Annotated in this window: 20 protein-coding genes; 2 read left to right on the top strand and 18 right to left on the bottom strand. The window is 70.1% G+C overall.

Annotation, left to right across the window (positions count from 1 at the left end):
* Nucleotides 1–12: 12 nt before the first annotated feature.
* The 5 genes from NBY69_RS22105 to NBY69_RS22085 form a co-directional block, all read right to left on the bottom strand.
* Nucleotides 13–3,042: a glycoside hydrolase family 38 C-terminal domain-containing protein gene (locus NBY69_RS22105; RefSeq protein ID WP_250302955.1), complete on the bottom strand. Its 3,030-nt coding sequence runs from the start codon at nucleotides 3,040–3,042 to the stop codon at nucleotides 13–15.
* A gap of 73 nt (nucleotides 3,043–3,115) precedes the next feature.
* Nucleotides 3,116–4,369 carry a glycosyl hydrolase gene (locus tag NBY69_RS22100; protein ID WP_250302953.1) on the bottom strand — a complete coding sequence of 418 codons (1,254 nt, stop codon included), beginning with the start codon at nucleotides 4,367–4,369 and terminating at the stop codon, nucleotides 3,116–3,118.
* Nucleotides 4,370–4,418: 49 nt separating this feature from the next.
* Entirely contained in the window at nucleotides 4,419–5,270 is an 852-nt protein-coding gene (locus NBY69_RS22095) for a carbohydrate ABC transporter permease (RefSeq protein ID WP_250303144.1), read from the bottom strand.
* Between the two features lie 5 nt (nucleotides 5,271–5,275).
* Nucleotides 5,276–6,247 (bottom strand): carbohydrate ABC transporter permease, encoded by a 972-nt coding sequence (locus NBY69_RS22090; protein WP_250302952.1) that lies wholly within the window; start codon nucleotides 6,245–6,247, stop codon nucleotides 5,276–5,278.
* Between the two features lie 12 nt (nucleotides 6,248–6,259).
* A complete protein-coding gene (locus NBY69_RS22085) occupies nucleotides 6,260–7,552 on the bottom strand; it encodes an ABC transporter substrate-binding protein (protein WP_250302950.1) in 1,293 nt (430 codons plus the stop codon).
* Nucleotides 7,553–7,949: 397 nt separating this feature from the next.
* Here NBY69_RS22085 and NBY69_RS22080 point away from each other — a divergent pair, with 397 nt between their 5' ends.
* Nucleotides 7,950–8,954, top strand: a complete 1,005-nt coding sequence (locus tag NBY69_RS22080; protein WP_250303143.1) for a LacI family DNA-binding transcriptional regulator — start codon at nucleotides 7,950–7,952, stop codon at nucleotides 8,952–8,954.
* Between the two features lie 68 nt (nucleotides 8,955–9,022).
* On the opposite strand, the gene NBY69_RS22075 is transcribed toward NBY69_RS22080, so the two are convergent.
* Together NBY69_RS22075 and NBY69_RS22070 are read right to left on the bottom strand one after the other, a co-directional pair.
* A complete protein-coding gene (locus tag NBY69_RS22075) occupies nucleotides 9,023–10,216 on the bottom strand; it encodes an MBL fold metallo-hydrolase (protein WP_250302948.1) in 1,194 nt (397 codons plus the stop codon).
* Nucleotides 10,217–10,359: 143 nt separating this feature from the next.
* Nucleotides 10,360–11,151 carry an SGNH/GDSL hydrolase family protein gene (locus tag NBY69_RS22070; RefSeq protein ID WP_250302946.1) on the bottom strand — a complete coding sequence of 264 codons (792 nt, stop codon included), beginning with the start codon at nucleotides 11,149–11,151 and terminating at the stop codon, nucleotides 10,360–10,362.
* A gap of 260 nt (nucleotides 11,152–11,411) precedes the next feature.
* Here NBY69_RS22070 and NBY69_RS22065 point away from each other — a divergent pair, with 260 nt between their 5' ends.
* Nucleotides 11,412–12,227 (top strand): tyrosine-protein phosphatase, encoded by an 816-nt coding sequence (locus NBY69_RS22065; protein WP_250302944.1) that lies wholly within the window; start codon nucleotides 11,412–11,414, stop codon nucleotides 12,225–12,227.
* Between the two features lie 42 nt (nucleotides 12,228–12,269).
* Here the strand turns inward: NBY69_RS22065 and NBY69_RS22060 are convergent, their stop codons facing one another.
* From NBY69_RS22060 to hpnC, 11 genes are all read right to left on the bottom strand, one after another.
* Entirely contained in the window at nucleotides 12,270–12,401 is a 132-nt protein-coding gene (locus tag NBY69_RS22060) for a DUF6126 family protein (RefSeq protein WP_250303142.1), read from the bottom strand.
* 38 nt (nucleotides 12,402–12,439) lie between these two features.
* Nucleotides 12,440–13,006, bottom strand: a complete 567-nt coding sequence (locus NBY69_RS22055) for a helix-turn-helix domain-containing protein (protein ID WP_250302943.1) — start codon at nucleotides 13,004–13,006, stop codon at nucleotides 12,440–12,442.
* A 79-nt stretch (nucleotides 13,007–13,085) separates the two neighbouring features.
* Nucleotides 13,086–14,483 (bottom strand): aspartate aminotransferase family protein, encoded by a 1,398-nt coding sequence (locus NBY69_RS22050; protein ID WP_250302941.1) that lies wholly within the window; start codon nucleotides 14,481–14,483, stop codon nucleotides 13,086–13,088.
* The gene (gene dxs, locus NBY69_RS22045) at nucleotides 14,480–16,360 is read right to left on the bottom strand and encodes a 1-deoxy-D-xylulose-5-phosphate synthase (protein ID WP_250302940.1); all 1,881 of its coding nucleotides are present in this window, start codon (nucleotides 16,358–16,360) and stop codon (nucleotides 14,480–14,482) included. Before dxs ends, NBY69_RS22050 begins: the two co-directional genes overlap by 4 nt.
* Nucleotides 16,361–16,526: 166 nt before the next feature.
* On the bottom strand, nucleotides 16,527–17,549 hold the full coding sequence (gene hpnH / locus NBY69_RS22040; RefSeq protein ID WP_250302938.1) for an adenosyl-hopene transferase HpnH: 1,023 nt from the start codon (nucleotides 17,547–17,549) through the stop codon (nucleotides 16,527–16,529).
* Between the two features lie 5 nt (nucleotides 17,550–17,554).
* A complete protein-coding gene (locus NBY69_RS22035; RefSeq protein ID WP_250302936.1) occupies nucleotides 17,555–18,196 on the bottom strand; it encodes a 1-hydroxy-2-methyl-2-butenyl 4-diphosphate reductase in 642 nt (213 codons plus the stop codon).
* A complete protein-coding gene (gene shc, locus NBY69_RS22030) occupies nucleotides 18,196–20,187 on the bottom strand; it encodes a squalene--hopene cyclase (RefSeq protein ID WP_250302935.1) in 1,992 nt (663 codons plus the stop codon). The genes NBY69_RS22035 and shc overlap by 1 nt, the downstream gene beginning before the upstream one ends.
* A gap of 101 nt (nucleotides 20,188–20,288) precedes the next feature.
* Nucleotides 20,289–21,371 carry a polyprenyl synthetase family protein gene (locus NBY69_RS22025; RefSeq protein ID WP_250302932.1) on the bottom strand — a complete coding sequence of 361 codons (1,083 nt, stop codon included), beginning with the start codon at nucleotides 21,369–21,371 and terminating at the stop codon, nucleotides 20,289–20,291.
* Nucleotides 21,368–22,810, bottom strand: a complete 1,443-nt coding sequence (hpnE, locus tag NBY69_RS22020) for a hydroxysqualene dehydroxylase HpnE (RefSeq protein ID WP_374211321.1) — start codon at nucleotides 22,808–22,810, stop codon at nucleotides 21,368–21,370. Before hpnE ends, NBY69_RS22025 begins: the two co-directional genes overlap by 4 nt.
* A gap of 88 nt (nucleotides 22,811–22,898) precedes the next feature.
* Complete coding sequence (gene hpnD / locus NBY69_RS22015; protein WP_250302928.1) at nucleotides 22,899–23,849, bottom strand: presqualene diphosphate synthase HpnD; 951 nt, start codon at nucleotides 23,847–23,849, stop codon at nucleotides 22,899–22,901.
* Nucleotides 23,846–24,766, bottom strand: a complete 921-nt coding sequence (hpnC, locus tag NBY69_RS22010) for a squalene synthase HpnC (RefSeq protein WP_250302927.1) — start codon at nucleotides 24,764–24,766, stop codon at nucleotides 23,846–23,848. Before hpnC ends, hpnD begins: the two co-directional genes overlap by 4 nt.
* Between the last annotated feature and the right edge of the window lie 3 nt (nucleotides 24,767–24,769).

The raw sequence follows: 24,769 nt of genomic DNA, 5'->3' as shown, positions 1-24,769 counted from the left end.
GCCCGGTCGGGGCTAGCCGCGCTTCAGCCGCAGCGTCACCAGCTCGAAGGGCCGCAGCGTCAACCGCACCGCGCCGTCGGCCAGTTCGGGCAGCGGCGCGTCCTCCAGGGTGCGCTCCAGGAGGTCGGTCGCGACCGCTCCGGCGACCTCGAAGCCCGCTGCGACACGGGCGCGGGCCCGGCCGCCGGCCGCCTCGTAGAGACGGACGACGACGTCTCCGCTCGCGTCGTCGGCGAGCTTGACCGCGGAGACCACCACCGCGTCGTTGTCGACCGACACCAGCGGGGCGACCTCGGCGTCGCCGGTCACCCGCCGCTCGGGCAGGTTGACGCGGTAGCCCTCACGCACCGCGTCGGTGACGCTCGCGCCCGGCGCCAGCGCGTGCCGGAAGCGGTGGACGCCCTGATCGGTCTCCGGGTCGGGGAAGCGCGGGGCACGCAGCAGGGAGACCCGCACCGTGGTCGTCGTGCCGCCGTCGTCCGCGCGGACGGTGCGGGTCACGTCGTGACCGTAGGTCGAGTCGTTGACCAGCGCGACGCCCCAGCCCGGCTCCTCCAGGTGGACGAAGCGGTGGTTGCACGCCTCGAACTTGGCGGCCTCCCAGCTGGTGTTGGTGTGGGTCGGACGGTAGAAGTGCCCGAACTGCGTCTCCGACGCGTACCGCTCGGCGTGCACGTCCAGCGGGAAGGCGGCCTTGAGGAACTTCTCGGTCTCGTGCCAGTCGACCTCGGTGGCGATGTCGAGCAGTTTGGCCCCGGGCGCCAGGGTCAGCAGTTGGCTGACCTTCGACTCGCCGAAGCTGCGGACCACGCGCACCGCGACGGTGCCCGCGTCCTCGACCGGGGAGACCTCGTCGGCGTCCGTGAGGTCGGTGACGGTGTTCCGGTAGAACTCGTCGACGTCCCAGGCGTCCCACATGTTCGGGAAGTCCGGGTGGATCTGCAGCAGGTTCGCCGCGCTGCCCGGCGCCACGCTCTCGCGGTCCGCTTCGATGTCGTACGCGGAGACGACCAGACCCCGGCCGTCGACCTCGATCCGCAGCAGGCCGTTGTCGAGCACGAAGCCGCCGCCCTCGCGCGCGGTGAGCCGGGCCGCCGGACCGGCCACCGGCGCCGACGCCCCGCCGAACGCGACGCCGTTCCGCTGGTGCGGGGCGCCGTTGAAGACCAGCTCCGAGCCGGCCGACGCGTCACCGGCGAGTGCGCGTTGCGCGGCGTCGATGATGCCGTTCAGCTCCGCGGCGACGGCGGCGTACGTCTTCTCGGCCTCGCGGTGCACCCAGGCGATCGACGATCCCGGCAGGATGTCGTGGAACTGGTGCAGCAGTACGGTCTTCCAGATCCGGTCCAACTGCTCGTACGGGTAGGAGAATCCGGCCCGCACGGCCGCGGTCGCCGCCCACAGTTCGGCCTCGCGGAGCAGATGTTCGCTGCGCCGGTTGCCCTGCTTGGTCTTCGCCTGGCTGGTCAGGGTCGCGCGGTGCAGTTCCAGGTAGAGCTCGCCGACCCAGACCGGTGCGTTCGGGTACTCCGCCTCCGCCTTGGTGAAGAAGTCGGTGGGCGTCTCCCAGGTCACCGTCGCGGAGCCTTCGAGGTCCCGCAGCCGGGCGGCCTTCGCGATCATCTCGCGGGTCGTGCCGCCCCCGCCGTCGCCCCAGCCGGTGGGCGCGAGCGAGTGCTCCGCCACGCCCTTGTCCTTGAAGTTCTTCGCCGCGTGGGCGATTTCGCTGCCCTTCATCGAGCAGTTGTACGTGTCGACGGGCGGGAAGTGCGTGAAGATCCGGGTGCCGTCGATGCCCTCCCACTGGAAGGTGTGGTGCGGGAACTTGTTGGTCTGGCTCCAGGAGATCTTCTGGGTGAGCAGCCACTTGGACCCGGCGGCCTTGATGATCTGGGGCAGCCCGGCGGCGAAGCCGAAGGTGTCGGGAAGCCAGGCCTCGTCGTTCTCGATGCCGAACTCGTCGAGGAAGAACCGCTTGCCGTGCACGAACTGGCGGGCCATCGCCTCCGAGCCCGGCATGTTCGTGTCCGACTCGACCCACATCCCGCCGGACGGCACGAACCGCCCGTCCGAGACGGCCTCCTTGACCTTCGCGTAGACCTCGGGCCGGTGCTCCTTGATCCAGGCGAACTGCTGCGCCTGCGACATCGCGAAGACGAACTCGGGCTCGTCCTCCAGGAGCGCGGTCATGTTCGACGTCGTACGCGCCACCTTGCGCACCGTCTCGCGCAGCGGCCACAGCCAGGCCGAGTCGATGTGGGCGTGGCCCACGGCGCTGATGCGGTGGGCGGACGGCGTCGCGGGCGACGCGAGGACACCGGCGAGCTGCTCGCGGGCGGCGGCTGCTGTGCCGTTCACGTCCTGCAGGTCGACCGCGTCGAGCGCACGGCCGACCGCGCGCAGGACGTCCCAGCGGCGGGCGCCGTCGACGGGCAGTTCCGCCATCAGCTCACCCAGCACCTCCAGGTCCTGGACGAGCTGCCACACCGTCTCGTCGAAGACCGCCAGGTCCATCCGGGCCAGCTTGTACTGCGGTTCGGTGCCCGCCGTCTCCTTGTCGCCCAACCGGGTCGGCAGGAAGGGGTGGTAGTCGAGGATCACCGGGTTCGACGCGCCCTCGATGTGCAGCCGGACCTCTTCGCCGCCGCTGACGGGCGCCCCGATGCGGACCCACTGGTTGCGCGGGTTGAGCCCCTTCACGGGCGTGCCGTCGGGGCGGTAGACGAGCCCCTCGCACTGGAAGCCGGGCATGTTCTCGTCGAAGCCGAGGTCGAGGATCGCCTCGACGCTCTTCCCCGCCCACTCGGCGGGGACGGTGCCGGTGACGCGGAACCAGCTGGTCCCCCAGGGAGCCCCCCACGCGTCGCCGACCGCGATCGGTTCGGGCGTGGCGGCAAGCCCTTCGGCGACGGGGACGGGCTCGCCCGGTGCGTTCCACACCGCGACGTCCAGCGGTACGGACTCGGGGTACACGGCGGGGCGGATGCGCTCGTCGAGTACGCGCTTGAGGCGGCCTTCGACCAGGGCGCGGTCGTCATGCATGAGGGGGTACTCCGTTGTGAGTGGGGGTGCGGGTCGGTACTACCGGTGGTGCGAGGGCGGGGCAGGTCACCGGTCAGCGAACCTGGTCCGGGGTGAGGACCTCGGTGATGCCCCGGGCAGCCAGGTGCTCCTGGTCGGCGGCGAGGCTCGCGAGTACGGCGGTGGGGCGGACACCCTCCGCCGTGAGCCGGAAGAAGGCCTCGAAGAACTCTCCGCCGGGGGCGCAGGTCGAGCGCCGGGGGGCGGTCTCGTCGTCGCCCGCGTCGACGACGAGGGCGGTGGCGCGGGGCGCGGGACGGTTCTCCCTGCCGCGCCACTCCTCGACGATCCGGGCGATGGACCGTCCGGCGGGCTTGATCTGCCCGTCGTTGGTCAACAGGCCGAGGCTGTACTCCAGTTCGGGGAAGTCCGCCAGCGAGCGTGACACGTCGTGGGAGCACCACCAGGTGACACCCCAGACGTCCTCGCAGTCCAGCGCGTTCGCCACGGTCGCCTCGGTGAAGGCGGCGGCGTGCTCGGCCGGGACGAGCGGGGCGGGGGCGCCGACCTCCTGCAGCCACACCGGCCGGTGCGGGTCGAGCGCCCACGCCTTGGAGAGCTCGATCATGTACGCGCCGTGGTGCTCGGTGGGCACGGCGGTCCGGCCGTGCCGCTGCGCGGTGCCGTTGAAGACCCAGGAGTGCACGGTGGTGGCGGCGCCGAGGCGGGCCGAGTGCGCGGGGGTGAACGGCTGCTCGTTCTGGTACCAGGCGGCGTCGTACTCGGCGTGCAGATGCATCTTCCCGGGCGCGCCCTCCTCGCAGGCCTCCAGCATCCGGCGCAGCCAGCTCTCCGCCTGGCCGGTCGAGATGCGGTCCGGATCGGGGTGGGGGCCGCTCGCGAACTGGTTGATCTCGTTGCCGAGGGTCATGCCGATGAAGTTCGGCCGGTCGGCGAGGGCAGCCGCGAGCGTACGCAGGTACTCGGCCTGCCCGGACACGACATCCGGGTCGGTGAAGATGTTGCGCCGGTGCCAGGTCCGGGTCCAGGCGGGCAGGAAGTCGAAGCTCGACAGGTGGCCCTGCAGCCCGTCCACATCGACGTCGAGGCCGCGCTCCCCGGCCGCGTCCGCGAGCTGCACCAGCTGCTCGACGGCGCGTGGCCTGATCAGGGTGCGGTTCGGCTGGAAGAGCGGCCAGAGCGGGAACACCCGGATGTGGTCGAGGCCGAGGCCCGCGATCGCGTCGAGGTCGGCGCGTACGGCGTCGATGTCGAAGTCGAGCCAGTGGTGGAACCAGCCCTGGCTGGGGGTGTAGTTGGCGCCGAAGCGCGGAACGGAGGAGCTCATGGGGGAGGAAGTGTCCTGGTTCTGTGGTGCGGCACGGATGGGGTGGGGCTCAGCCCTTGACGGCGCCCTCGCCGACCCCGCGGAAGAAGAAGCGCTGCAGTCCGGCGAAGAGGATGATCAGCGGGAGTACGGCGATGATCGTGCCCGCGGCGACGAGGCGTTCGTCGTTGGCGAAGGTGCCGTGCAGATAGTTCAGGCCGATGGTCAGGGTGAAGTGGTCCGGATCGCTGAGGACGATCAGGGGCCACAGGAAGTCGTCCCACGAGCCCATGAACGCGAAGATCGCGACGACCGCGAGGGTCCCCTTCACCGCGGGCAGGGCGATGCGCAGGAACCGCTGCCAGACGTTCGCCCCGTCGACGAAGGCCGCTTCCTCCACCTCCTGCGGGAGGTTGAGGAAGGCGTTGCGCATCAGGAGGACGTTCATCGCGCCGATGCTGCCGGGCAGCAGCACGGCGATCAGGGTGTTGTTCAGGCCGAGGTCACGCATCGTCGTGAACTGGGCGATGATGATGCCCTCGACGGGGACGAGCATCGCGAGGATGAACGCCAGGGTGGCGGCCTTGCGCCCCCGGTAGCGCAGCCGGGCCAGCGCGTAGCCGGCCAGTGCGGCGCCGACGCAGTTGGTGACGACGTTGGCGGCGGCGACCTTGACGGAGTTCAGCGCGTAGTCCCACACGGGGATGGTGTCGGCGACGCGTGTGTAGTTGCCGAAAGTGGGGTGGCTGGGCAGGAACTTCGGCGGTGAGCTGAAGATGTCCTCGGTCGGGCCCTTGAGCGAGGTGGACAGCTGCCACACGAACGGGCCCACGGTCAGGGCGAGCACCGCGAGCAGCAGCACATAGCGGAGGACGAGTTGCCAGCCGGGGACGCGCTTCCCGTCCTTGTCCGTGATCGTCATGGTCTTCACGCGTCCTCCCTGCGGTCGGCGCGGAGCACCAGAAGCATCAGTACGACGGTGACGACGAACACCACGACCGAGATGGCCGAGGCGTAGCCGACGCGGCCGGAGAGTCCGGTGCCCACCCGCTGGACGAGCATCACCAGGGTGGTGTCCTCGCCTGCCGGGCCCCCGCTGGGTCCGGCCATCAGATAGACCTCGGAGAACACCTTGAAGGAGCTGACCGAGGCGAGCGCGGCCACCAGCACCATGGTGGAGCGGACCGCGGGAACGGTGACGGCGAAGAAGCGGCGTACGGCGCCCGCTCCGTCGACCGAGGCGGCTTCGTGCAGTTCGCGGGGGACGTTCGACAGCGCGGCGAGATAAATGATCATGTAGTAGCCGAGCCCCTTCCAGACCGTGACCGCCATCGCGCTGCCGAGCAGCAGCCACTGGTCGCTGAGGAAGCCGACCTTGCCGATCCCCACCGCTTCGAGGAGCGCGTTGATCAGTCCGCGGTCGTCGAGCATCCACACCCAGATCAGGCCGACGACGACGATGGACGCGACGACCGGGGTGTAGAACGCCGCGCGGAAGAAGGCGATTCCGGGGATGTGCCGCTGCACCAGCATCGCGAGGAGCAGCGGCAGGATCACCAGTGCGGGGACGACACCGACCATGTACAGGACGCTGTTGCGCAGCCCGATCCAGAACATGTCGTCGTGCAGCAGTTCCTGGAAGTTCGCGAGCCCCACGAAGTGGCCGGGCACGAGGGTCCGGCGGTCGGTGAAGGCGTTGACCAGGGTGCTGAAGAACGGATAGAGGATGAACACGCCGACGACCAGCAGTCCAGGCGCGGCGAACAGCCAGGGACTGAAGGGAAGTTGGCGCCTGATGCCACTGCGGGCCGCACGGCCGCCGGAGCCGTGGCTCCGGTCGGCCGGGCCCGCCGGCGTACTGACCGAGGAGATCACCTCGGGGGCGGTGGAGGAGTTCATCGCGGGCTCGGCTCAGCTCTGCTGCAGGAGGCGGTCACAGGCCTTGACAGCGTTGTCAAGGGCTTCCTTCGGGCTCTCCTTGCCCTGCAGCGCCCGCGCCACCGCGTTGCGCAGCTCGGTCTTCATCTGGTCACTGAACAGGACCGGCGTGTAATTGACCGCCGTCTTCAGCGACTTGGCGGCGGCGACGCGCACCCGGGTCACGTCGGTGCCGTCCTCCTTGGTGAAGTACGGGTCGTCCAGGGAGCCCTCGGTGCTCGGGAAGATGGCCACCTTCTTGGCGAACTCCATCTGCCGGGTCGCGTCGGTCACGAAGTGGGCGAAGGCGACGGCGGCGGGCTTCTTCTTGGTCCTGGAGTTCACCATCACGCCCATGACGTACATGTTGGCGTGGCCCGTGCTGCTGACCTGGTCGGTGATCCCGATGTTCTTGTAGAGGCTCGGGGCCTGCTTCTTGAAGTTGTCCAGGTCGAGCGCGCTGCCCGGGTTCATCGCGACGGACCCGGTCTGGAACTTGTGGCCCGTCGACTCGGGGGTGGCGGTCAGCGCCTCCGGGTCGAGCGCCTTCGCGTCGTACAACTCCTTGTAGTGGGTGAGGAGTTCGACACCCTTGGCGTCGTTGAAGGCGAAGCCGGTGCCCGCCTTGTTCATGAGCTGCCCGCCGTAGCGGCCGAAGTCCTCGATGGTGGGGATGTTCGCCAGGGTCGCGATCTTGCCCTTGCTGTTCTTGGCCATCTTCAGCCCTGCGGCGAAGACCTCGTCGTACGTCTTCGGCGGGTTCGCGGGGTCGAGGCCCGCCTCCTCGAAGAGGGTCTTGTTGTAGAAGAGCGGCCCGGTGTTGAGGTACCAGGGGAAGGCGTAGGTGCCCTGCATGCCCGGTATCTGATGGCTCTTCCAGGCGCCGGGCAGGTACTCCTTGGCGTACTTCGCCGCCGTCTTGTCCTTGTCGAGGTCCATCGCGATGCCGGCCTTGGCCAGCGGGGCCACCAGGTCGGGCGAGACGTTGACGACATCGGGGAGCGTGCCGCCCGCGGCGTCGGCGCTGATCTTGTCGGGGTACCCCTCGGCCGGACGGTCGACCCACTTCACATGGGTGCCCGGGTACTTCTTCTCGAAGTCCGCGACGACGCCGTTGAAGTAGTCCTTGAAGTTGGCCTGCAGGTTCCAGGTCTGGAAGGTGATGTTGCCCTCGATCTTGCCCGAGGAGTCGGCGGAGCCGGAGTCGGCCCCACCGCCACAGGCGCTGAGCGGCAGGACGGTGGCAAGAACGACGGCAGCGGCGACTGCTCTGCGGGAGATACGCACGGTGAACGGCTCCTTTGCTCGGACCAGGCGTGAAGGCGCAGGCCGACGCTGCGAGGCCGCCGGACGTCTACACCCAGCAGACATTGCAATGCCTGCTGCGGAAAAGTCAATACATTCGCCCGACCGAACTCGCTCCCAGGTCCAACTGTGCAGGTCAGGCAGGTGCACATCAAGGGTTGCGCTGAACTACTAATGCGCTTTAGGTTGCTTGCACTCAAGCGCATTAGTCCACGGAACGAACAGCGTCGGCCGACGCGTGCCAGGGGCCGTATGATGCGCGACAGAGCGCACACGCGGAGTAATCGGAACGCTGGGAAGGCGAGTACGGGTGACAACGAACCTCCCGTCGGGCGACGGCACTCCGCCGGCCAGACGCAGCGCGGCACGCCGTCCGACGATGAAGGACATCGCCCGCCGCGCCGGTGTCTCGGAGAGCGCCGTCTCGTTCGCGCTGAACGACCGGCCGGGCGTCTCGGAGATCACCCGCGACCGGGTGCGCCGGGTCGCCGAACAGCTGGGCTGGCGCCCGAACACCGCGGCCCGCGCGCTCTCCGGCGAGGGCTCCGCGACCGTGGGTCTGGTGCTGGCCAGGCCCGCGGCGATGCTGGGCGTCGACTCGTTCTTCCTTCAGCTGATCTCCGGCATCCAGGAAGTTCTGGCGGAGCGTCACCTGGGCCTGCTGTTCCAGGTGGTGGAGGACACGGCAGCCGAGTGCGCGGTCTACCGGCGCTGGTGGGCCGAGCGCCGCGTCGACGGCGTCCTGGTCGTCGATCTGCGGGTCGACGACCCCCGCCCGGAGTTGCTGGACGAACTCGGGCTGCCCGGGGTGGTCATCGGCGGACTGCCCGGTTCCCACCCGAATCTGTCGCAGATCCGGGCCGACGACGCAGGCGCGATGGCCTCCGTCGTCGGCCGTCTGCACGCACTCGGCCACCGGCGCATCGTGCACATCGCGGGCCTGCCCTCACTCGCCCACACCGAGCGCCGCATCCGCTCGCTGCGCGCCGAGGCCGACCGCCGGGGCCTGGCCGAGGTCCGCTCGGTACCGACGGACTACTCCGACACGGAGGGCGCTGCGGTCACCCGCCGGGTCCTGCTGGGCGACGCACCGCCCACCGCTCTCGTCTACGACAACGACGTGATGGCGGCGGCCGGGGCCGCGGTCACGACCGGCCTCGGCTTCGGCGTTCCCCGTGACGTGTCCATCGTCTCCTTCGAGGACTCGGCACTGTGCCGCATGGTCCATCCGTGGCTGACGGCGCTCTCCCGGGACACGGTCGCCTTCGGCCGGGCCGCGGCCCGGGAACTGACCGCACTGGTCGACGGGGGGCCCGCCCGCGCCGTGCAGGTACCGCTCCCCCAGTTACTGGAACGGGAGAGTACGGCCGTCGCATCGCGGTGAAGGCGCCCCCCGGACCGCGCTTCCCGCCGGGGGCGTTCCTCAGCCGCCCGGAGTACCCGGACCGCCCGTCACTCGGTGGCGCCGGCGGTCCGCCGGGAGGTACCGGTGGGCCGGGGCCGCCCCGTCTCCGCCGGGGGCCAGGTGGGCCAGCCGTGCTCGGGCAGCGCGGCGACCGACCGCCACCACGGCGTCACCTCCGGCCGGTCCGCCGGTTCGAACGGCTCGCCCGGCCGTGGCGCGGCCGTGGCGACACCGGCCTTGTGTCCGGCCAGCATCGTCCGCTCGGCAGGTTCCGCCCACGGGTGGAACGCCAGATTGAACGTCCCCCAGTGGATCGGCATCATCACCCCGTGCGGGCCGCCCTGCAGGTCCAGGTGGGTACGGATGCCCTCATCAGGGGTCATGTGGATGTCGGGCCAGTACTCGCTGTACGCCCCGACCTGGATCATCGTGGCGTCGAACGGCCCGTGCTCCGCGCCGATGTCCTTGAAGCCGGGGAAATACCCCGTGTCGCCGCTGTGGTAGATCCGGTGGTCCGGACCCGCGACGGCCCAGGACGCCCAGAGCGTGTGCTGCTGATTGCGCAGGCCACGTCCGCAGAAGTGCCTGGCGGGGGTGGCGGTGAGCCGGAGCCCGGCCACCTCGGCGGTCTCGTTCCAGTCCAGCTCGTGCATCCGGTCCGGGGTCACGCCCCAGCGCTCCAGATGGGCGCCGACACCGAGCGGCACCACGAAGACCGTGTCCGTACGTGCCAGGGCCTTGATGGTGGGGAGGTCGAGATGGTCGTAGTGGTCGTGGGAGATCACCACGACGTCGACGGACCCGACCGTGGCGAGCGGCACCGGAACGGGGTGCAGCCGCTTCGGCCCGGCGAAGGAGAACGGGGAGCAGCGCTCGCCCCAGACCGGGTCGAACAGCACCCGCCGCCCGTCGATCTCGGCGAGCACGGTGGAGTGCCCCATCCAGGTGAGCCGCAGCCCCGAAACGGGCGGCTTGGCGAGGTCGGCGAGGGTCGTGGCGTGTACGGGCACGGTCCCGCCGGGAGACCTGAGGACCCGCTCCTCCTTGCGGAAGTAGACCTTCGCGAACTCCCCCATGGATCCGGCCGGTCGCGTCCTGGCCCCCACCGGGTTCTGGAACACCCCGTCGGCGAAGTTGGGCGAGCGGCGGATGCGCGCCATTCGCTCCCCGGCCGGGTCCGCACCGAAGCCCTCCGGCCGCAGTGCGCGGAGCCGTGGCCGCAGAGAACGGGAATCGGGCACAGGGACCTCCTGGTGTTCGATGTCGATCCATTATGTGCGGACGACGCGACGGAGGAGGGACGGGCCCGTGAACGATCCCCGAACCGGACGGCCCCTCGGAGGCTGTCGGGTGACCTCTCGGCCGGGACCGCGCCGGAGGCCGGTCACAGCGGCAGCAGGTCGGGGCGCTTCGCCTCGACATGGTCCCCGGAGGACTCGCCGCGCAGCCGGCGGCCGATCCACGGGACGAGGTGCTCGCGCGCCCAGTGGATGTTGTCGCGGCGCACCTCGGCCGAGCCGCGCGGCGGCTCCGGCGGCCACGGCTGGTCCGGGTCCGCCGGTACGTCGAGTCCCAGCACCTGGGCGGCGCGGAGCGCGACCCGGGTGTGCCCCTCGGGCGAGAGGTGCAGCCGGTCGTCGTCCCAGGCCCGCCTGTCCTGGATGGTCTTGAGCGACCAGAGGTCGAGCACCGGGGCGCCGTGCCGTGCGGCGATGACCCGGACGTGTTCGTTGTACGTCGCTATCTTGCCGCGCAGATGGCGCAGGACCGGAACGCCCCGGGTGTCGAAGCCGGTGGTCACCATGACGGTGCGGACCGAACCGCACAGGTCGGCGAGGGCCCGCTCGAAGCGCTCGGCCGCGTCGTCCGGGTCGGAGCCCGGACGGATGATGTCGTTGCCGCCCGCGGAGAAACTGACCAGGTCGGGGGCGAGCTCCTTGGCGCGCGGGACCTGCTCCTCGACGATCTGGTCGAGGAGGCGTCCGCGCACGGCGAGGTTCGCGTACCGGAAGGTGTGCTCGGGGACGCGGTCGTCGAGAAGCACGGCGAGCCGGTCGGCCCAGCCCACGAAGGTTCCGTCGGGGCCGGGGTCGCCGACGCCCTCGGTGAAACTGTCGCCGATCGCCGCGTACGACCCGATGATGTCGCTGTTTTCTGTTGCCGAATCGTCTGCCACAACGGCTCATCCTGCACCGCGCGATGTGACCTACGCGACCGTAATAGGGGGGTGACAGGCCGTGAGATAGACCACCCGGTCAGTTTTGGTAAAGCTGGAATAAGACCGCCGCCCCCGCGGCGCCGGGCGAGATGGTTGCATGAGGAACCGATGTCGTATCGTCGGAAATCGCAGGGCCGTAGGACGCGGCCCGGATCAGCAGGTCCATACCGCGCCGACGGCGGCCACCGGCCCTCGTCGGCAGACACGGAGGAGCCCCCGTGACACAGCAGCTGCCGCAGGTCCCGTCGACAGAACCCGAGCTGGCCGGGGTACGCAACTTCCGTGACGTGGGCGGGCTGCCGACCGTGGACGGGCGTCGGGTGCGGCAGGGAAGGCTGTTCCGCAGCGGTCACCTCGCGCACGCCACGGAGCAGGACGCGGCCTTCCTGTCCTCGCTCGGGCTGCACACGATCTTCGACTTCCGCAACGCGGCGGATCTGGCGCTCGACGGCCGGGACGTGGAGCTGCCCGGGGTGCGCCACGTGAACATCCCGCTGACCGACCCGGCGGACGGCTCCGAGTTCTGGAAGATGGTCCGCGACGGCAAGCTCGACAAGCTGCGGGAGGCCCTCGGGGACGGCCGCGCCGCGGACGGGATGGCCGACTCGTACCGGACCATCATCACCACCCGTACCGCCGAGCACAGCCAGGTTCTGCACGCCCTCGCCGAGGACAGTGTCCCCGCCCTGCTGCACTGTGCGGCGGGCAAGGACCGGGCCGGGCTGTCCATAGCGGTCTCGCTGCTCGCCGTGGGCGTGGAGCGGGACGCCATCAAGGCCGACTACCTCAAGTCGAACGAACCGCACCGGCGGTACCAGGTCAAGCGCGGCGACCAGTCGGCCGCCGCACGGTCCCCCGAGGTGATGAGCCTGCTGAGCCCGCTCTTCGAGGCCCGCGCCGAGTACCTGGACAGGGCATTCGCCACCATCGACGAGGTGTGGGGCACCACCGACCGCTATATCGCCGAGGGGCTGAAGGTCACCCCGCAGACGCGGGAGAAGCTGCGCGCCCGGCTGCTGGACGACGCGTCCTGAGCCGACCGCGCCCCGTTCCCCGCCTCCGCCCGCCGGGTGCGCCTACTGCTGGCCGCCCAGCGTGAACAGCAGGTAGATGAACCCGGCGAAGAGATGGCCCGCCACCAGGTAGGCGAACAGCCTTATGACGAGTCCCCGCGGGAACTTCTTCTCCTCGTTGTTCATGGCGGACATGGCAGGCCTCTCGTCGGAACTGATCTGGTTGCGGGGCATCAGTGCAGATCCGGGCTCTGCAACAGGGTGTGCACGAAGAGCAGTTCGGCCCCTTCGCGGGTGGCCGCGGCAATGCGGTGCGGGGTGAGCGAGTCGAAATGGGCGCTGTCCCCGGGGGCGAGTTCGTGCACGGCGTCCCCGAGGCTCAGCCGCAGCCTCCCGGTGAGGACGTACAGCCACTCCTCGCCGGGATGGACGCGGACGAGCTCGCCCTGCGCCCCGTACGGGACCTGCACCCGCAGGGCCTGCATCGCTCGCCCGGAGCCGCCCGCCGTGTGGTACGTCCAGCCGTCGGCCTCGACCGGCTCGCTCCTCCCGCCGCGGATGACGGGCTCCCGCTCGGGCGGCATTTCACCGAGCAGCTCGGAGACGGTGGTGCCGTAGATCCGGGCGAGGGAGAGCAGCATCGGCAGTGAAGGCTGCCGCGCGCCCGTCTCCAGCCTGGAGAGGTGCGCCGGGGAGAGACCGGCCCGGTGGGAGGCGGCCTCCAGCGTGAGACGTCCGCGGCGGCGCAGTTCACGCAGGCGCGGCGCGACGTCGGGGAGTTCCTCGGCGGGAGTGCTCATGTACCCATTGGGACAGCAAAATGCCTCAGAGGCAAATTTCTTGCCTCTGAGGCAAAATCCATGGGTCCAGCAGGACGGGTCAGCGGTTGGCTACGGCCTGCTTCACCAGTGTCCTCCCGAAGTCCCACATCAGACCGCCCCCGCCGTGTGCGTCTTCCATCACAGCGGTGAAGGCCTCGACGAAGCGGTCCACCTCGGCCTCACCGATGGTCAGCGGCGGGATCAGCTTGATCACTTCCAGATGGTCGCCGGAGACCTGGGTGAGGATGCGGTGCTTCTGCAGCAGCGGTACGACGACCATCTGCGCGAAGAGTCCCTTGCGGGCGGCCTGGAGCATCGTCCACCTGCTGCGGAGCTTCAGCGACGAAGGACGGCCGAACTCGATACCGATCATCAGCCCGCGCCCGCGGACGTCGTGCAGCAGCTCGTACTTCGGAATCAGCGCCGCCAGCCGCGACTTCAGCAGCTCCCCCGTCACCCGGGCGTTGGCGACGGTCTGCTCGTCCTCCATGACCGAGAGGACCGCGAGCCCGGCGGCCATCGCCTGGGCGTTGGATCCGAAGCTGGCCGAGTGCACGAGCACCCGGTCCATGGACGAGTAGACCTTCTTGAAGATCCAGTCCTTGCCGAGCGTCGCGCTGACGGGGACGTATCCGCCGGAGAGGGCCTTGGCCACACAGACCAGGTCCGGCTCGACGCCCTCCTCGTGCTGGTAGGCGTAGAAGTCCCCGGTCCGGCCGAGCCCCGTCTGCACCTCGTCGGCGATCAGCAGCGCCTTGTGACGGTGCAGCAGCTCCTGGGCGGCCCGCAGGAATCCGGGCGGCGACGCCAGGACGCCCTTGCCCTGGATCGGCTCGACGACGAAACCGGCCACGTCCCCGCGCTTCAACTCCCGCTCCAGCGCAGCCAGATCGCCCATCGCGATCGCGGTGTCGGGCAGCAGCGGCGCGAATCCGTCCCGGAAGCCGTCCTCCCCGTTGACCGAGAGCGAGCCGGTCGTCAGCCCGTGGAAGGCGTGGGAGCAGTAAAGGATCCTGGGCTTCCCGGTGGCGTACCGGGCGAACTTCAGCGCGGTCTCCACCGCTTCCGTGCCGCTGTTGCCGAAGAACACCCGGTCCAGGTGCGGCGAGTGCTCCAGCAGTTTCTCGGCGAGCAGGCCGGGCAGCGGCTGGCAGTCGAAGCGCGTCAGATCGGCGAGCGAGGCGTCCAGCACGTCGTGCAGTGCCTTGCGTACGACGGGGTGGTGGCGGCCGAGCCCCATCACGCCGAAGCCCGCGAGCATGTCCAGGTAGTCGTTGCCGTCCGCGTCCCAGAAGTGGGCTCCCTCGGCCCGTTCGTAGACACGGTCGAAGCCGATGGTGTGCAGCATCCGCGGCAGCTGGTGGTTCAGGTACCGCGCGTGCAGCTCGTAACGCTCACCGCCCCGCTCGGCCAGCAGGGTCGCCAGGTCGAACCCCTTGGGCGCGCCTTCCGTCATTCCGTCTTCTCCTTGGCTTTCAGGGCGGCGCTGATCCGTCCTGCGATCTCGACGGGCGTGAGCCCGATGTCGGCCAGTACCTCGCCTCGCTTGGCGTGCGGGAGGAACTGCTCGGGGATTCCGAAGGTCCGCAGCGGTACGTCCACGCCCGCGTCGCGCAGCGCCTGCCCGACGGCCGAGCCCACACCGCCGCTGCGGCTGTTGTCCTCGACGACCGCGACCAGCCGGTGCCCGGCGGCGAGCGGGGGCAGCTGCTCGTCCACCGGCTTGACCCAGCGGGGGTCGACGACCGTACAGCCGATCCCCCGGCCCTCCAGGAGTTCGGCGGCCTGCAGGCAGACCGGCGCGAGTACGCCGACGGCCACCAGAAGCACCTGGGGGCGGTCGGCGCGGTGCAGTACGTCCATCCCGCCCACCCGGTCGATCGCCGGAACCGGCTCGCCCACGGATTCCTTGGGGAAGCGCAGCACGGTCGGCGCGTCGTCGACGTCGACGGCTTCCCGCAGCTGGGCCCGGAGCTGGTCGGCGTCGCGGGGCGCGGCTATCCGGAGGCCGGGCACGACCTGGAGGAGGGACATGTCCCACATGCCGTTGTGCGAGGCCCCGTCGTCCCCGGTCACACCTGCCCGGTCGAGTACGAACGTCACCCCGCACCTGTGCAGCGCCACGTCCATCAGCAGCTGGTCGAAGGCCCGGTTGAGGAAGGTCGCGTACACCGCGACCACCGGATGGAGTCCGCCGGTGGCGAGTCCGGCGGCGGAGACCGTCGCATGCTGTTCGGCGATGCCCACGTCCCAGACCCGGTCGGGAAACCGTTCGGCGAATTCGGTGAGCCCGACCGGGTGCAGCATCGCCGCGGTGACCGCCACGACGTCGGGGCGTTCGGCGCCGATCTCGGCGATCTCCGCGCCGAACACCGAGGTCCAGGACGGGCCGCTGGACGCGGCGAGCGGCTCGCAGGTCAGCGGGTCCATGACGCCGACGGTGTGGAAACGGTCCGCGTCGTCCTCCAGGGCGGGCCGGTATCCGCGGCCCTTCTCGGTCAGACAGTGCACGAGCACCGGACCGTGGAAGCGTTTCGCGCGGACCAGCGCCGTCTGGACGGCTTCCAGGTCGTGCCCGTCGATCGGCCCGACGTACTTGAGCCCCAGGTCCTCGAACATCCCCTGGGGTGCGAAGGCGTCCTTGAACCCCTTCTTCGCGCCGTGCAGCGACTCGTAGAGCGGCTGCCCCACGACGGGGGTGTGGTGGAGCACGTCCTTGCCCCAGGCCAGGAAGCGCTCGTAGCCGTCGGTGGTCCGGAGCGTGGCGAAGTGGTGGGACAGGCCGCCGATCGTGGGCCCGTACGACCGTCCGTTGTCGTTGACGACGATGATCAGCGGGCGGTCACCGGCCGCCGCGATGTTGTTCAGCGCCTCCCACGCCATCCCGCCGGTGAGCGCTCCGTCGCCGGTCACCGCGATCACATGGCCGGTCCTGCCCCGCACCTCGTTGGCCTTGGCGAGGCCGTCGGCCCAGCCCAGGACCGTGGAGGCGTGCGAGTTCTCGATGACGTCGTGTTCCGACTCCGCGCGGGCGGGATAGCCGGAGAGGCCCCCCTTGCTGCGCAGTTTGGAGAAGTCCTGCCGGCCGGTGAGCAGCTTGTGCACGTAGCTCTGGTGGCCGGTGTCCCACAGGATGCGGTCGGCGGGCGAGTCGAACACCCGGTGCAGGGCGATGGTGAGTTCGACGACCCCCAGGTTCGGTCCCAGATGTCCGCCGGTCCTGGCCACCGCCTGGATCAGGAACTCCCTTATTTCCTCTGCCAGTTCACCGAGTTCAGTGTCTTCCAGCGCCTTCAGGTCGCGCGGCCCCCGGATATTTTCCAAGATCGACACGCTTGGGCCCCCTCTCGGATTTCTTATCGCTCACAGCGGCGTCGGGAACCCCGGCGCGACTGCCGCCGGCCCGGCCTGGATGCGCCGCGAGGGGCGGCGCACCGCGACAGGCCGGGCCGGCGGCGCGGGGGGAGCCGGTGTCACCGGCTCCCCACCGGTCATCACGTCACCCGCGGTTTCCGGAGACCGTCTCTCGGGCGGCACGGATGGTCTCCTTGAGCGAGCCCATCGTGGCGAGTACGGCGGTCGGCTCGTAGCCGCAGTGCGCCATGCAGTTGGCGCAGCGGTCGTCCTTGCCGCGTCCGTACTTGTCCCAGTCGGTCTTCTCGACGAGCTCCTTGTACGTGGGGACGTACCCGTCGTTCATCAGGTAGCAGGGGCGCTGCCAGCCGAAGAGCGAGTAGTTGGGGATCGCCCACGCGGTGCACGGGAAGTCGACCTTGCCTTCCAGGAAATCCAGGAAGAGCGGCGAGTGGTTGAGACGCCACCGTCCCCTGTTCCCGCCGGCGAACGACTTCTTGAAGAGTTCCCGGGTCTGCTCGACACCCAGGAAGTGTTCCTGGTCCGGTGCCTTCTCGTAGGCGTAGGCGGGCGAGATCATCATCTCGTCCACTTCGAGATCGTCATTGAGGTAATTGAGTACCTCGATGATGTTCTGCGGGGTGTCGGTGTTGAAGAACGTGGAGTTGGTGGTGACCCGGAATCCGCGCTTCTTGGCTTCCTTGATGGCCTCCACGGCCTCGTCGAACACCCCCTCCTTCGCCACGGATTCGTCGTGCCGCTCGCGCAGCCCGTCGATGTGCACCGTGAACGCGAAATAGGGCGAGGGGGTGAACTTGTCCATCTTCTTGCGCATCAGCATCGCGTTGGTGCAGAGGAAGACGTACTTCTTCTTCGCCACCAGCTGCCGCACGATCTCATGGATCTGCGGGTGCATCAGGGGCTCGCCACCTGCGATGGAAACCATCGGAGCGCCCGATTCGAGCACCGCGCCCACGGCCTGTGCCACCGGCATGCGCTGCTTGAGAACTCCCGCCGGGTGCTGGATCTTCCCGCAGCCCTCGCACGCGAGGTTGCAGGCGAAGAGAGGCTCCAGCTCGACGATCAATGGGAATTTCTCGCGCTTGCGGAGTTTCTGTTCGAAGAGATACGTCCCGACCCTGATGGTCTGACGGAGCGGCATGGCCATCTAGCTCACCTCCTGGGGAGCAGCAAAGAACGGTGCCATTCATAGAAAGCTGGAAGGACGGCACGGAGAACGCGGAAGGCCGATATTCCACCGCGTACCGTCCCGATTCGGACGAGTTCATGTTCTGGAGCGTCCACGACCACTCGTACGGCCGCAACCGGGCGGGGCCCGGCCCTTACGGCGCTCCAGAGCGTCGCCGCGGATTCCATGTCCACGGCGATCGCCCCTGTGGCACGCAGCTCGGCCCTTTCGTGGCCGCGTACTACATGGTCTGAGCCGGTCATCGGACCGGTGTGCACGGTTCGGCCGGGCAGGGCGGCGGCCAGCGCCTTGGCGAGGAGTTCGGTGCCCACGCAGGGGGTGACCCCCGCGCCGTCCCTGGTCTCGTCGGCGACGATCACGTCGCCCGGGTTCATCCCGGGCAGCAGACCGGCGCAGAAGCCGGAGGCGATCACGGCGGAGTCCCGCGCGGGGGCCTCGCCGAGCGTGCGGGTGACGGCGTGTGCCGCCGCCTCGGGCCCCATGCCCGTACGGAGTACGGTCACCGGACCCGGTGCGCCGCCGCGCCCGCCGGTGCGCAGGGCGAACTTCTCGATGCCGAGCGCACAGGCGATCAGCAGCGGCGCACTGTCAGGAGCCTCCGCCATCAGCTCCCCTGCCGGGTCGCGGCGAAGGGCTCACCGTGGACGTACCGTCCCAGTGCGGTGAGCGGGAAGACCTGCCGGTAGAGGTTGTAGTTGATCGAGAAGTCCCAGGGGAAGCCGGTGCCGGTGAAGAACGGCTCGTCCCAGGCGCCGTCCGGACGCTGTGTCTCGGCGAGCCAGCTGACGCCCCGCTCCACGGCCTTGTTCTCCCGCTCCCCCGCCGCGAGCAGCGCCAGCAGTGCCCAGGCGGTCTGCGACGCGGTCGAGGCGCCGTGCCCGATCCACTCCTCCTCCTTGTAGGAGCGGAGGTCCTCGCCCCAGCCGCCGTCCTCGTTCTGTACGGACTCCAGCCAGGAGACCGCACGGCGGATGGCCGGATGGGAGGTGGGCAGCCCGGCCGCGGTGAGTGCCGGGATCACCGACCCGGTGCCGTAGATGTAGTTGACGCCCCAGCGCCCGAACCAGGCTCCGGTCGCCTCCTGTTCGGCGAGGAGCCACTCGATCCCGCGCCGGGTGCGCGGGTCGTGGGCCTTCCCCTCGATGGCGAGCATCTCCACGACGTGCCCGGTGACGTCGGCCGACGGCGGGTCGATGACCTCACCGAAGTCGCAGAACGGCAGCCGGTTCGGGAACGGACTGTCGTTGTCGGCGTCGAAGGCTCCCCAGGCGCCGTCCTTGGACTGCATACCGAGATTCCAGCGCACGCCCCGCGCGATGGCACCTTCCAGGCGCCCCCGGTCCGGCACCTGAACGCGGCGCAGGGCCAGGACGACCTCGGCGGTGTCGTCGATGTCGGGGTAGTTGTCGTTGTGGAACTCGAACGCCCAGCCGCCGGGGGCCAGTTCGGGACGGCGTACGGACCAGTCGCCGGGCCGGTCGATCTCTTCGCCGAGCATCCACTCGGCGGCCTTGACGAGCGCCGGGTGATCGGGGCTCAGCCCCGCGTCCGCCAGCGCGATGGTGGCCAGGCAGGTGTCCCAGACCGGGGACTGGCACGCCTCGATCATGCGGGCGCCGTCCTCGCGCCAGATGGCGAACCGGTCCAGCGACGCGAGGCCCGCCCGCATCACGGGGTGGTCGATGTCGTATCCCAGCAGGTGCAGGGCGATCACCGAGTACACGGCGGGTGGCTGGATACCGCCCCAGCAGCCGTCGTTCTCCTGCCGCTCGATGATCCAGCGGGCCGCCGCGTTCATCGCCGCCTTGCGGAATCTTCGCGGTGCGATGCGGTGGTAGACGTGCAGCGCCTTGTCGAGACGCTGGAACGCCCCGTCCCAACTGGACACGGATGCAAGCGGTTTGGCCGGATTGGGGTCGCCGGGGTCGATGTGCAGCTCGTCCAGGGCGAAGGGGGCCGGGCGTACCGGGCGTTTCGCCGAGACGACGGTGAGCGGCACGATCGTCTGCCGGGCCCAGCAGCCGAAATCGTAGATGTTGAGCGGGAACCACTTCGGCAGGAAAATCATCTCAGGTGGTAGCTCGGGGAGGTCGTCCCATTTCCACCAGCCGAAGAGCGCGAGCCAGATCCTGGTGAACACCCGGCTCGCGGCGACCCCGCCGTGGGCGCGGATCCAGGAGGAGGCGAGTGCCATGTGCGGTGCGTCGGGTGCGTCCCCGGCGAGCCGCAGGGCCACGTACGCCTCGATGGTGGCGGAGAGTTCACCGGGGCCCTTGAAGAAGGTGGCCCAGGTGCCGTCCTCGCGCTGCTCGCCCCGGATGAACCGGCCCGCGGCCTCGGTGGTCCGCGCGTCCTGGATTCCGAGGAACTGTCTCAGCAGCAGATCCTCGGCGTCCATGGTGACGTTGGTTTCCAGATCGCCCTTCCACCAGCCTTGGGCGTCCTGGGCTCGGAGCAGGTACTCGACGGAGTTCGCTGCGGCCCGCTCGGCGGCGTCACGTACCGGATCGCCGACGGGGATAGTTTCGGTTGTTTCACTGGCCGAGGCTGCGCGGGGCTCCATGGCTCCGGGGCTTCCGTCGGTCGTCGCTGTCATGGCTTCCCCTTCGTGCAGTACTTCCTCTGCTGTGCTGGGGTCTCCGTCGGCCGGCGTCCACGGACGCCGGCCGGCGACTGCGAATTATGTGGCGATGGTGATCATCTCTTCCGTACTACGACGAAGTCGGCGAGCGCGATGAGCTGCGCCCTTACCCTTTCCGGCATTTCGACACCGGTGAGCGCGTCGATGGCGATCGCGTGCTGTCTGCGGGCTTCCTGGGAGGTCCACTCCCGGCCGCCCGCCTCTTCGATGAGAGCCGCCCGTGCGGCGAACTCCTCCTCGGAGAAGGTGTCGAAGTCATTGCTCTTGGCGTCGGCAGCGAGCAGTTCGCCCAGCTGTTCCGACGCCGGTCCGCCGGCCGCGAGTGCCGCGACGACCGGCAGGGACTTCTTGCGCTGGCGCAGGTCGCTCCAGGTCTGCTTGCCGGTCGCCTCCGGGTCGCCCCAGATGCCGAGCAGGTCGTCGACGGCCTGGAACGCCAGGCCGAGGTGGTAGCCGTACGCCTCCAGCGTGTCGGCCGTCCGGTCGTCGGCGCCGCCGAGCACCGCGCCGATGGAGACGGCGCAGGCGAGCAGGGCGCCCGTCTTGTTGCCCTCCATCTCCAGGCACTCCTCGACGGTGACCCGTTCGCGGTGCTCGTAGGAGATGTCCTGGGCCTGACCGTCGATCAGCTTGCGGGTGGCGGTGGTGAGCCGGCGCGTGGCGCGTCCGGCCTCCACGGTGCCGAGCTCCAGCAGGATCTCGTTCGCCAGTGCGAAGAGCGCGTCGCCGACGAGGATCGCCTGGGCGGGGCCGTGCACCTTCCAGACGGTGTCCCGGTGGCGGCGCTGCTCGTCCCCGTCCATCAGGTCGTCGTGCAGCAGCGAGAAGTTGTGGACGAGTTCCACGGCGACGGCGCCGGGGATGCCGACCTCCGCCGCGGCGCCCGCGGCCTCCGCCGAGAGCAGCGCGAGCGCCGGGCGCACGGCCTTGCCGCCGTCCCCGTCGGAGGGGCGGCCCTCGGCGTCGATCCAGCCGAAGTGGTAGGCGGCGACGGTGTCCATGGGCGGTGCGAGCCGGTCAACGGCAGCGCGCAGCACCGGTGAGGACAGGGTCCGTCCGCGCTCCAGAAGCGCGACGATGTCGACGGTGTCTGCGGCCGGGGTCACAGGCTCTCCTCTTGTTCCAGTAACAGTGCTCATGCCGCCTCCTGAAGCGGATGATCGTGGGGGCGGCCGAGTCCGGAGAGCGCGGCACCAGCGGCGCTGAAGCCGCTGCGCACTGCGCCTTCCATGGTCGCCGGCCAGCCGGTGGCGGTCCACGCACCCGCCAGATAGAGCCCGGGTGTCCGGGTACGTGCACCCGGGCGCAGTCGCCCGACACCGGGGGCGGGCGCGAACGTCGCGGTCCGTTCCCTGGTGACGAAGAAGTCCCGTACACCCGCGCCGCGCGCGGCGGGGAGCAGCCGTTCCAGCTCGGGAAGATAACGCTGCCGCAGCACGGACACGGGCTGGTCGATGTCGTCGTCCGCGACGGACTGGGACAGCGCCAGGTACTGCCCGCCGCCCTTCAGCCCCGAGGCGTCCGTGCGGTCGAAGACCCACTGGACGGGGGTGCCGAGCGCGGCGAAGAAGGGCTTCCGGAGTACTTTGCGGTCGTACACGACATGGACGTTGAGGATCGGTGAGGTTCCGATCTCCAGCAGATTCCCGGGGGCTTCGAGCGCGCCTTCGGGGAGCAGGGCATGGGTCTCACGCTGCGGCACCGCGAGCACGACGGCGTCGGCCGTGAGCGTCCCGCCGTCCACCTCGACGCGCCAACTCTCCTCGCCCGCACCGGAGTTGTCGTTACGGGAGATGTCCGTGACACGGGTACGCAGTTCGGTGCGCACCCCCGCGGAGTCGAGCGCCTTGCGGGCGAGTGTGTCGTGCAGTTCGCCGAGCGGTACGTGGGCCCAGCCGATGTCGGCGGCCCCCGCCTCGGAGAGCAGCCCGGTCTTGAAGACCATCGCGGCGAGTCCCAGCGAGGCGTGGGGTGCGGTGGCGTTGAGTGTGGCGACGCCCACCAGGTCCCAGAGGGCCTCGATGGTGCGGTCCGACTGGCCGTGGCGGCGCAGCCAGCTCGCGAAGTCGACGGCGTCGAGTGCCGGGTCGGCCAGGTCGAGTCCCTTGAGAGCCAGCGCGGCGCGGCCGACGCTCGCCCGCTCGGCGAGCGAGAGATGCGGATAGGTCGCGAGGCTCCTGGCGAGGTGCAGCGGCACGGGCAGCGCGCTGCGGCGCAACCGGCCCAGCCGCGGGCCACCGGCCGGTGCGACGTCGAGTACGGGAACGTCGAGCCGGTCCTGCAGCGGAGCCAGGGCCGTTCCGTCGACCCGGTCGAGGAACCAGCGGTAGGCGGTGCAGCAACGCAGGTAGACGTGCTGGCCGTTGTCCACGGTGAGCTCGCCGCGCTGGAAGGAGAAGGCGAGGCCGCCCAGCCGCGGCCGGCCTTCGAGCAGGGTCACCCGCACTCCGGCGTCGGCGAGTTCGAGCGCGGCCGTGACCCCGGCGAGGCCTCCGCCGATCACCACCGCGTGCGCGGAGCGCGTTCCTCCGGCTGTCATACGCCCTCCTTCTCGGCCCCGGCGGCCGGGTCCGGACAGCAGGGCATCGCAGTCAGGGACGCGCCGGTCCCCCGGGAGGTTGAGTGCCGCCGGACCGCGGTTCGCGGAGCGGGTCTGTCGAGGGGCATCAGGCGCGCCTCCGGGCGCTCTGCCGCGAGATGTGCCTGGTGTCGAGACCGGAGAGGCCGCGCACCGCGACGTACGCCTTCTCCCGGCCGGGGAGCGAGACACGTCCGCGCAGGACCGCCTCGGGGTCCCTTTCGATGCGGTCCAGGAGACGGCGGTAGATGCCCGCCATCGCGGCGACACAGGCTCCGCTGCGGCGGTCGAGGTAGGGCAGCAGCCGGTACCCCTCGGCGAAGAGCGCGCGGGCGCGCCGCACTTCGAAGTGCACCAGACCCGCGAAGTCGGAGCCCTCGGGCGGCGTCGCGCTGTGGAAGCCCGCGGAGCAGCCGAACTTGGCGAGGTCGTCGGCGGGCAGGTACGTGCGTCCGTTGCCCGCGTCCTCCCGGACGTCGCGCAGGATGTTGGTGAGCTGGAGGGCGAGACCGAGCGTGTCGGCGTACTCGGAGGCCCGTTCGGCGTCGGCCGTGCCGGTGCCGCTGCCGAAGACGCCGAGCGAGAGCCGGCCGATCGCACCGGCCACGCAACGGCAGTAGACCTCCAGGTCGTCCCAGGTCTCGTAGGTCTCGCCGCGCACGTCCATCAGTACGCCGTCGATGAGTTCGTCGAGCCCGCCGAGCGGAATCGGGAACCGGCGTGCCGCGTCGGCGAGGGCCACCGCGACCGGGTCGGTGTCGTCCTCGTCGACGGCTCCTTCACGGATCCGTCCGAGCAGTTCGCGGGTCGACTCCAGCCGCTCCTGCTTGACGTCGGGCGCCAGTTCACCGTCGCCGATGTCGTCGACGCGGCGCGAGAAGGCGTACAGCGCGGACATCGCCTGCCGCTTGTCGGCGGGCAGCAGCCTGATGCCGTACGCGAAATTACGCGCCTGCTGCCCCGTGACTGCCTCGCAGTACGTGTATGCAGCCATTACGGGCCCGGAGACCAGCGTGTGTCCCTCCACTGTCCGGCTCACCCCTCTCTACGCGTTCCTCGCAAGACGGCTCCCACTTCGCGCAACAGCGTGAGCTTCGTGGGCTTGGGCGGTCCGGGAAGCACGTCGAATCCGGCGGCGGAGACCGCCTGGAGAGCGGCGCTTCCACCGGCGACGAACCCGGCGAGCAGCAGCTTGAGCCTGCCGTGGACGCTACCCACCAGCGGGGTGCCTTCATTCAGCAGACCCCGGGCGCGTTCGGCTTCGTAGGCGATGAGCGCCCGCACGGAAGCACCCGCGCTCGGCACGGCCAGATCCGCTTCCCGGACGTGGAATCGCTTCATGTCCAGGGCGGGGAGATAGACGCGGTCGCGGCCGAGGTCCTCGGCGACGTCCTGGAGGTGTTCGACGATCTGCAGCGCGGTGCAGATGGCGTCGGAGCGCCGGATGCGTTCCGGGCTGGCGGTACCGGTGATCTGCAGGACGAGGCGGCCGACGGGATTGGCCGAGAGCTCGCAGTACGCGAGGAGGTCCTCGTACGTCTCGTAGCGCCGCACCGTCTGGTCCTGGCGGTTGGCCCGGATCAGCCCGAGGAACGGCTCGGGTGTCAGGGCGCAGCGGCGGACGGTCGGCCGGAGCGTGCGCAGGATGGGGTGGCGCGGCTGTTCCTGCGCGTCCCCGAACACCCGGTGGAGGTCGGCCTCGAAGGCGTCGAGCATCGCGAGCCGGTCGTCGGCCAGCGCGGGATCGAGGCCCAGGAGGCGGGCGTCGGTGGCGGGTGAGGCGAGGTCGCCGTCGCCGATGTCGTCGACGAGGCGGGCGTACCCGTACACAGCCATCAGGTCGTCGCGCCAGGCACGTGGCAGGAAGAACGGGGCCACCGGGAAGTTCTCGCCGGAGGCCTTGTCGAGCGTGGTGCGCGCATGGCTGTCGGTGCCCGCGTCCCGGACGCCCGTCACCGC

Source organism: Streptomyces sp. A 4/2 (genome assembly GCF_940670765.1).
Classification (GTDB): Bacteria; Actinomycetota; Actinomycetes; order Streptomycetales; family Streptomycetaceae; genus Streptomyces.
This window is presented reverse-complemented; position numbering and strand designations above follow the sequence as displayed.

Coding starts and splice junctions, on each gene's coding strand:
- NBY69_RS22105 (WP_250302955.1), bottom strand. CDS start 3,042: ATGCATGACGACCGCGCCCTGGTCGAAGGCCGCCTCAAGCGCGTACTC.
- NBY69_RS22100 (WP_250302953.1), bottom strand. CDS start 4,369: ATGAGCTCCTCCGTTCCGCGCTTCGGCGCCAACTACACCCCCAGCCAG.
- NBY69_RS22095 (WP_250303144.1), bottom strand. CDS start 5,270: ATGACGATCACGGACAAGGACGGGAAGCGCGTCCCCGGCTGGCAACTC.
- NBY69_RS22090 (WP_250302952.1), bottom strand. CDS start 6,247: ATGAACTCCTCCACCGCCCCCGAGGTGATCTCCTCGGTCAGTACGCCG.
- NBY69_RS22080 (WP_250303143.1), top strand. CDS start 7,950: ATGAAGGACATCGCCCGCCGCGCCGGTGTCTCGGAGAGCGCCGTCTCG.
- NBY69_RS22060 (WP_250303142.1), bottom strand. CDS start 12,401: ATGTCCGCCATGAACAACGAGGAGAAGAAGTTCCCGCGGGGACTCGTC.
- NBY69_RS22055 (WP_250302943.1), bottom strand. CDS start 13,006: ATGAGCACTCCCGCCGAGGAACTCCCCGACGTCGCGCCGCGCCTGCGT.
- NBY69_RS22050 (WP_250302941.1), bottom strand. CDS start 14,483: ATGACGGAAGGCGCGCCCAAGGGGTTCGACCTGGCGACCCTGCTGGCC.
- hpnH (WP_250302938.1), bottom strand. CDS start 17,549: ATGGCCATGCCGCTCCGTCAGACCATCAGGGTCGGGACGTATCTCTTC.
- NBY69_RS22035 (WP_250302936.1), bottom strand. CDS start 18,196: ATGGCGGAGGCTCCTGACAGTGCGCCGCTGCTGATCGCCTGTGCGCTC.
- shc (WP_250302935.1), bottom strand. CDS start 20,187: ATGACAGCGACGACCGACGGAAGCCCCGGAGCCATGGAGCCCCGCGCA.
- NBY69_RS22025 (WP_250302932.1), bottom strand. CDS start 21,371: ATGAGCACTGTTACTGGAACAAGAGGAGAGCCTGTGACCCCGGCCGCA.